Source organism: Cellulomonas sp. P4_B5_2, assembly GCF_056402235.1.
Genome location: NZ_JBFUHU010000189.1, coordinates 1 through 7,326, shown reverse-complemented (window position 1 = coordinate 7,326; position 7,326 = coordinate 1). Strand labels below are relative to the sequence as shown.

The window sequence follows — 7,326 nt, the reverse complement described above, 5'->3', positions numbered from 1 at the left end:
GGCCACGACCTCGCCGACCGCACGGAGCGCCGCCTCGCGCAGCCCGGCGGCGGGGTCCGCCGAGCCGCCGGCCCCCGGTACCAGGAGCACGGTGTCCGGGACGAGCGCGGCGACGACGAGCATGCCCCGAACCTACGGGAGGTTGCACGGCACCCGAACGACGGCACCCCGGTGTGGGCCACCGCCGGTACTGTCCTGCGTATGGGGTCGCTCGGGGATCGTGCACGGCGCTGGTGGCGGGGGCGTTCCCTGCCCGCGACCGGCTCGGACACCGCGCCCGCGCTCGAGGCCGACGACGACGAGCTGCACGACCGCGTGGCGCAGCTGCTCGCCCGCGAGCTCGGTGTGGCCGAGCCTGCCGCCGACCTGCCGACGGACGTGACGCCCGCCCGCATCGCCGCCTGGATGACCAACAACCAGTTCAGCTACTTCGTGGACAACGACGGGGACCTCGGCGGCCTGTGGCGCGGTCGGCTCTTCTACTTCTTCCTGTTCGGGGAGAAGTCGGAGATCCTCCAGGTGCGCGGCCRGTGGCACCGGGAGGTCGCGATCGAGCGTCTGGAGGAGGTGCTCGACGTCTGCAACGAGTGGAACGCCGACCGCATCTGGCCCAAGGCGTACATCCGCGTCCGGGACAACGGCCGCGTGCACGTCGTCTCGGAGGTGGCCACCGACCTGGAGCACGGGGCGACCGACGCCCAGCTGAGCCAGATGCTCTTCTGCGGCCTGTCGACGGGGAGCATGTTCTTCGACGCGCTGGACGAGCGGTACCCCGACCCGGCAGGAGTCGCGCCGTGAGCGGGCCCGGGTGGCTGCTGCGGGTGCTCGGTGGCCTGCCCAAGCCCACCAAGCGACCGACGCCCGACGACGAGCCCCCGGCACCGCTGACGCGTGAGCGGATCGCGGACTACCTGGTCGGACGCGGCTACCGGTTCGTGGTCGACGACGACGGCGACCTGACCGGCACCTGGGACGGCAGCCGCTTCTGGTTCCTCCTGCTCGGCGAGCAGCAGGAGATCCTGCAGGTGCGCGGCCGGTGGCACCGCGGGCTGCAGCTCGACCAGCGTGAGGCCGCGGCCATGGCGATCAACGACTGGAACCGCGAGCGGATCTGGCCCAAGGCGTACCTGCGCGAGGAGGAAGGCGTCCTCGCCCTCTACAGCGAGGTGTCCGCCGACTTCGAGCCGGGGGTCACCGACCCGCAGCTCGCGCAGCTGCTGGCCTGCGGGCTGGGCACCGGGGTGCAGATGTTCTCGGCCATGGAGGCCGTGCTCCCGCGCGACGACGCTCCCCCGCCGGACGTGCCCGACAACTAGGCGGTCAGCGCCGCACCAGGGTCGGCAGCCCGAGCGAGACCGGACCGGTGGGACCGGGCGTGCCGCACGCGTCGGCGGCGCCGCCGTGGCTGTGCTCGTCGCCGCCGTCCTGCCGACGCTCCCACGCGTCGCCCGCGGCGGTCCGGCGGACCTCGAACGTCCCGCCGGTCACCGCGGAGTCGGCGACCAGGTGGTACGGCGCCGCGTGCGTCACCGTGACAGTCACGAGGTCGCCCGGCCGGGGTGCGTCCGCGGCCTGGACCGGCACCGCGAGGTGGACGAGCAGGTTGTCGGCGGCGCGCCCGGTGACCCGGTGCGTGGCCTCGTCCTTACGACCCTCGGCCTCGGCGACCAGCACCTGCACCGTGCGACCGACCTGCGCCTGGTTCTCCTCCTGCGAGATCCGGTCCTGCAGGGCGGTGAGGCGCAGGTAGCGCTCCTGCACCACGCTCTTCGGCAGCTGGTCCGGCAGGTCGAACGCGGCCGTGCCGGGGCGCGGCGAGTACTGGAACGTGAACGCGGACGCGAACCGCGAGGCCTCGACCACCCGGAGGGTCTCCGCGAAGTCCTCCTCGGTCTCCCCGGGGAAGCCCACGATGATGTCGGTCGTGATCGCCGCGTCGGGCATCGCGGCCCGGACGCGGTCGAGGATGCCGAGGAACTTGTCCGACCGGTACGAGCGGCGCATCGCCCGCAGGATGCGGTCGGAGCCCGACTGCAGCGGCATGTGCAGCTGCGGCATCACGGTCGGCGTCTCGGCCATCGCCGCGATGACGTCGTCCGTGAACGCCGCCGGGTGCGGGGACGTGAACCGCAGCCGTTCGAGGCCCTCGATCGCACCCGCCGCGCGCAGCAGCGAGGCGAACGCGCCTCGGTCGCCGAACTCGACGCCGTAGGAGTTCACATTCTGGCCGAGCAACGTCACCTCGATCGCGCCCTGCGAGACCAGCGCCTGGACCTCCGCCAGGATCTCGCCCGGCCGGCGGTCGCGCTCCTTGCCGCGCAGGTGCGGGACGATGCAGAAGGTGCACGTGTTGTTGCAGCCCACGCTGATGGACACCCAGCCGGCGAACACCGACTCGCGGCGGGTCGGCAGCGTGCTGGGGAAGACCTGCAGGGACTCCTCGATCTCGACCTGCGCCTCCGCGTTGTGGCGGGCGCGCTCCAGCAGGACCGGCAGCACGTCGAGGTTGTGCGTGCCGAACACCACGTCCACCCACGGCGCGCGCTCGACGATCCCGGCGCGGTCCTTCTGCGCGAGACAGCCGCCGACCGCGATCTGCATCCCCGGTCGCGCCCGCTTGGTGCCCGCGAGCCGGCCCAGGTTCCCGTACAGCTTGTCGGCGGCGTTCTCGCGGACCGCGCAGGTGTTGATCACGATGACGTCGGCATCCTCGGCGGCAGCCTCCACCGGGCTCGCGGCGACGTAGCCGGCCTGCTCGAGCATCCCCGCCATGTGCTCGGAGTCGTGCACGTTCATCTGGCAGCCGAGGGTCTTGACCAGATAGGTGCGCGGGTGCGCCGTCGGGGTCGCCGTCGACAGGTCCGGCAGGGCGGCAGGYAGGGTCGTGGACATCACCGACAAGGGTACGGCCGGTCGCGCCGAGCCCCTCACCTGGGGTTGTGCTTGACGGGTGCGTTGCCGAACCGTGACCGTCGTGGCTCGCCAGATCGGGCAAACCCCCCGTAAGTTCGTCCAATGGTGGACACCTCAGCCGCACCGCCCGCCCCGACCGACCAGACGTCCGACGCCCTCGTGGAGCTCCGGGGCGTCGACAAGCACTTCGGCCCCCTGCACGTGCTCCAGCACATCGACCTGACCGTGCGCCGCGGCGAGGTGGTCGTGATCATCGGCCCGTCCGGAAGCGGGAAGTCGACGCTCTGCCGGACGATCAACCGGCTGGAGACCATCGACTCCGGCACCATCACGCTCGACGGTCAGGCCCTGCCCGCCGAGGGTCGCGCGCTCGCCCGGCTGCGGGCCGACGTCGGGATGGTGTTCCAGTCGTTCAACCTGTTCGCGCACAAGACCGTCCTCGAGAACGTCACGCTCGGCCAGATCAAGGCCAAGGGCGTCAAGCCCGCGAAGGCCCGCGAGATCGCCTACGACCTGCTCGACCGCGTCGGGGTGCGCAACCAGGCCGACAAGCTCCCCGCGCAGCTCTCGGGCGGCCAGCAGCAGCGGGTGGCGATCGCCCGGGCGCTCGCCATGCAGCCCAAGGTCATGCTCTTCGACGAGCCGACCTCGGCACTCGACCCCGAGATGATCAACGAGGTGCTCGACGTCATGGTCGGCCTCGCCCGCGACGGCATGACGATGATCGTCGTCACCCACGAGATGGGCTTCGCCCGCAAGGCCGCCAACCGCGTGGTGTTCATGGACGGCGGCCAGATCGTCGAGGAGGCCGACCCGGAGACGTTCTTCACGGCGCCGACGAGCGATCGCGCGCGCGACTTCCTCTCGAAGATCCTCACCCACTGACCCACCCCCACCACAACCGAACCGACACCGCACACCACACGAAGGGGACACACCATGCGCAGGGGACGACTGGTACTGGCACTCGCCGCAGCGGCCACGCTCACGCTCGCAGGCTGTTCGAGCGACGGCGGCGACGACACGGACACCGACGCGGGCGCGACGAGCGAGGAGACCGAAGCCTCCGGTGGCGCCGAGGGCACCATCAAGATCGGCATCAAGTTCGACCAGCCCGGACTGGGCTTCCAGGACGGCAGCGAGTACACGGGCTTCGACGTCGACGTGGCGAAGTTCGTCGCGGGCGAGCTCGGCTACGGGGAGGACCAGATCGAGTGGGTCCAGTCCCCCTCGGCCCAGCGCGAGACGCTGCTGCAGAACGGGCAGGTGGACATGATCTTTGCCACCTACTCGATCACCGACAAGCGCAAGGAGGTCGTCTCCTTCGCAGGTCCGTACTTCGTCGCCGGCCAGGACCTGCTGGTCGCCGCGGACGACGACTCGATCACCGGCCCGCAGGACCTCGAGGGCAAGAACCTCTGCTCCGTCACCGGCTCCACGTCGGCCCAGCGCATCAAGGACGAGTACGCCGCGGGGACGAACCTGCTCGAGCAGCCGGGGTACGCCGAGTGCGTGACCGCCCTGACCGCCGGCACGGTCGACGCCGTCACCACGGACGACATCATCCTGGCCGGTCTCGCGGCCGTGCCCGCCAACGAGGGCAAGGTCAAGGTCGTCGGCAACCCGTTCTCCGAGGAGAACTACGGCGTCGGCATCCCCAAGGGGTCCGACCAGTGCGAGGCCATCAACGACGCCATCACCAAGATGATCGACGACGGCACGTGGCAGGAGCTGCTCGACAAGAACGTCGGCGCCTCCGGCTACAAGGCGAACGACGAGCTCAACCCGCCGGAGCCCGCCGCCTGCGCCTGACCCGCTGACGTTCCGGGGGCCTGCGCGGTGACCGCGCGGGCCCCCGGTCCCTCCAAGAGCTAGGAGCGTCGGTGGACGACGGTTTCCTCCAGCAGTTCCTGTCACTGTTCGATGAGTTCGACGTGCTCGCGGCGTTCTGGGTCAACATCCAGCTGACCTTCTACGCCGCGATCCTCGCGCTGATCCTGGGCACGATCCTGGCGATCATGCGGATCTCGCCCGTGCCCAGCCTGCGCTGGGCGGGCTCGACGTACGTGACGCTGCTGCGCAACACGCCCCTGACGATCATCATGGTCTTCTGCGTGCTCGGGCTCTGGGGGCAGCTGGGCCTGACGCTCTCRCCCGACTTMCAGACGAACTTCTTCCGCCTCGCCGTGCTGGGGCTGAGCGTCTACCACGCCGCCTTCGTCTGCGAGGCGCTGCGGTCCGGTGTGAACACCGTGCCCGTCGGTCAGGCGGAAGCCGCCCGGGCCATCGGGCTCTCGTTCTGGCCCGCCGCGCGGCTGATCATCCTCCCGCAGGCGTTCCGCGGGTCCGTCGCTCCCCTGGGCAACGTGCTCATCGCCCTGACCAAGAACTCCACCGTCGCGGCCGCTGCGTCGGTGGCGGAGGCGTCCGGCCTGATGAAGACCATGATCGAGTTCCGACCGGACGTGATCCTCGCGATCTTCCTGACCTTCGCGCTCGGCTTCGTCCTCATCGTCGTGCCGATCGGCCTGGCCACGACCTCGCTCTCCCGACGACTGGCGGTGTCCCGATGAGCACCCTGTTCGACGTCCCCGGTCCCGTCGCCCGGCGGCGCATGGTCTGGGTGAACATCGCCGCGACCGTCGTCGTGGCCGGCATCGGCGTCTGGGTGCTCGCGCGCCTGGGCGCGAAGGGGCAGCTCGATGCCGCCCTGTGGAAGCCGTTCCTGACCGCCAACCCGTGGGTCAACTACCTGCTGCCCGGCCTCGTCGAGACCTTGAAGGCCGCCGGCATCTCGATCGTGACCAGCGCGGTCTACGGGTTCGTGTTCGGCCTCGGGCGGTTGTCGTCCTCGAAGATCGTGCGCACCCTGAGCGGGGGCGTCGTCGAGTTCTTCCGGGCAGTGCCTGTGCTGCTCATGATGATCTTCTTCTACCTCGGTCTCGGGCAGCTGCGGATCATCGAGCCGTCCGACGTCCCCCTGGTCGCCGTCGTCCTGGGCCTCACGTTCTACAACGGCTCGGTCTTCGCGGAGCTGATCCGGTCCGGCGTGCACGGCCTGCCCAAGGGTCAGCGAGAGGCCGCGCTCGCCGTCGGGCTCCGGGACGTGCAGTCGCTGCGACTCATCGAGGTGCCTCAGGCGGTCATCGCGATGCTGCCCGCTATCGCCAGCCAGCTGGTGGTGATCCTCAAGGACACCGCGCTCGGCGTGATCATCACGTACCCGGAGCTGCTGGACGCCGCGCGCCGGTACGGGTCCGGCAACGGCAACATCCTGCAGTCGCTGGTCGTGGCGGCACTCATCTTCATCGTCATCAACTACGGGCTCACCAAGGTGGCCGAGATTCTCGCCGGACGCGTCGGCCGTCGAACCGCCGGAAAGCCGCAGGCGGAGGCACCCACCCTGGTGACCGCCCTCGGGAAGGACTAACCGGCGGTCGCGCTCGCCCGGATCTCGCGGACGACCGTCACGGTGATCTCGCCGGGGTAGGCCAGGTCGGCCTCGATGTGGCGCGCGATGGCCACGGCCAGCTGCGGCAGGGCGTAGTCGTCGACCTCGGACGGCTCGACCACGACCCGCACCTCCCGGCCTGCGGACATGGCCAGAGCGCGGCGCACCCCCGCGTGCGCGGCGACGAGCTGCTCGAGCTTGTCGATGCGCTCCACGTACTGGTCCAGCTCTTCGCGGCGGGCGCCCGGGCGGGCGGCGGAGATCGCGTCCGCCACCTGGACGAGCACGGCCTCGACCGTCTCGGTGGGGACCTCGTCGTGGTGCGCGGCGATCGCGTTGACCACGGTCGCCGACTCGCCGTGACGACGGGCGAGGTCTGCCCCGACCGCGGCGTGCGTGCCGGGCACCTCCGCGGTGAGCGCCTTGCCGAGGTCGTGCAGGAACGCGCCCCGGCGGGTCACCTCGACGTCCGCGCCGATCTCGGCGGCGAGGGCGGCGGCCAGCTGGGCGGTCTCCACGAGGTGCTCGAGGACGTTCTGCCCGTAGGACGTGCGCAGGCGCAGACGACCGAGCGTGCGGATGAGGGTCGGCGGCAGCGCGCCCACACCGGCGCGCTCGGCGGCATCGTGGCCGGCTGCGTCGGTCCGCTCGTCCGCACCGGCCAGCGCCTCGGCGTAGGCCTGCTCGATGCGCTGCGGGTGGATGCGGCCGTCCGCCATGAGCGCCTCGAGAGCCACCTGGGCGACCTCGCGGCGTTCGGTGTCGAAGCACGAGAGGACGACGGCGTCGGGCTGGTCGTCGACCAGGACGTTCACCCCGGTCAGCGCCTCGAAGGACCGGATGTTGCGGCCCTCTTTGCCGAYGATCCGGCCCTTCATCTCGTCCGACGGGAGCGGCAGCACCGTGAGCGGGGACTGCGTGCTGGTCGGGACGGCGAGGCGCTGCACGGCCGTGGTGACGAT

The 7,326-nt window shown here is 70.9% G+C and carries 8 protein-coding genes; 6 read left to right on the top strand and 2 right to left on the bottom strand.

Annotated features, from left to right (window positions below):
* Positions 1-201 precede the first annotated feature (201 nt).
* Positions 202-798, top strand: coding sequence for a type III secretion system chaperone family protein (locus tag AC1DUQ_RS14135; protein WP_477073998.1), 597 nt, complete (start codon positions 202-204; stop codon positions 796-798).
* Entirely contained in the window at positions 795-1,316 is a 522-nt protein-coding gene (locus tag AC1DUQ_RS14130; RefSeq protein WP_056093310.1) for a type III secretion system chaperone family protein, read from the top strand. The genes AC1DUQ_RS14135 and AC1DUQ_RS14130 overlap by 4 nt, the downstream gene beginning before the upstream one ends.
* A gap of 4 nt (positions 1,317-1,320) precedes the next feature.
* On the opposite strand, the gene miaB is transcribed toward AC1DUQ_RS14130, so the two are convergent.
* Positions 1,321-2,892 carry a tRNA (N6-isopentenyl adenosine(37)-C2)-methylthiotransferase MiaB gene (miaB, locus tag AC1DUQ_RS14125; RefSeq protein ID WP_477062965.1) on the bottom strand — a complete coding sequence of 524 codons (1,572 nt, stop codon included), beginning with the start codon at positions 2,890-2,892 and terminating at the stop codon, positions 1,321-1,323.
* A 123-nt stretch (positions 2,893-3,015) separates the two neighbouring features.
* Here miaB and AC1DUQ_RS14120 point away from each other — a divergent pair, with 123 nt between their 5' ends.
* From AC1DUQ_RS14120 to AC1DUQ_RS14105, 4 genes are all read left to right on the top strand, one after another.
* Positions 3,016-3,798, top strand: a complete 783-nt coding sequence (locus tag AC1DUQ_RS14120) for an amino acid ABC transporter ATP-binding protein (protein WP_477062964.1) — start codon at positions 3,016-3,018, stop codon at positions 3,796-3,798.
* Positions 3,799-3,852: 54 nt separating this feature from the next.
* On the top strand, positions 3,853-4,725 hold the full coding sequence (locus tag AC1DUQ_RS14115) for a glutamate ABC transporter substrate-binding protein (protein WP_477062963.1): 873 nt from the start codon (positions 3,853-3,855) through the stop codon (positions 4,723-4,725).
* A 71-nt stretch (positions 4,726-4,796) separates the two neighbouring features.
* Positions 4,797-5,486 carry an amino acid ABC transporter permease gene (locus tag AC1DUQ_RS14110; protein ID WP_477073997.1) on the top strand — a complete coding sequence of 230 codons (690 nt, stop codon included), beginning with the start codon at positions 4,797-4,799 and terminating at the stop codon, positions 5,484-5,486.
* Positions 5,483-6,343, top strand: a complete 861-nt coding sequence (locus tag AC1DUQ_RS14105) for an amino acid ABC transporter permease (protein WP_477073996.1) — start codon at positions 5,483-5,485, stop codon at positions 6,341-6,343. The genes AC1DUQ_RS14110 and AC1DUQ_RS14105 overlap by 4 nt, the downstream gene beginning before the upstream one ends.
* Here AC1DUQ_RS14105 and AC1DUQ_RS14100 read toward each other — a convergent pair.
* Positions 6,340-7,326, bottom strand: a 987-nt coding sequence (locus AC1DUQ_RS14100) for an HDIG domain-containing metalloprotein (protein ID WP_477073995.1), incomplete at its 5' end; no start/stop codon positions are given. The genes AC1DUQ_RS14105 and AC1DUQ_RS14100 overlap by 4 nt on opposite strands.

Bases quoted from the DNA above. Each gene is read 5' to 3' on its own strand.
- AC1DUQ_RS14120 (WP_477062964.1), top strand. From the start codon at position 3,016: ATGGTGGACACCTCAGCCGCACCGCCCGCCCCGACCGACCAGACGTCC.
- AC1DUQ_RS14105 (WP_477073996.1), top strand. From the start codon at position 5,483: ATGAGCACCCTGTTCGACGTCCCCGGTCCCGTCGCCCGGCGGCGCATG.
- AC1DUQ_RS14115 (WP_477062963.1), top strand. From the start codon at position 3,853: ATGCGCAGGGGACGACTGGTACTGGCACTCGCCGCAGCGGCCACGCTC.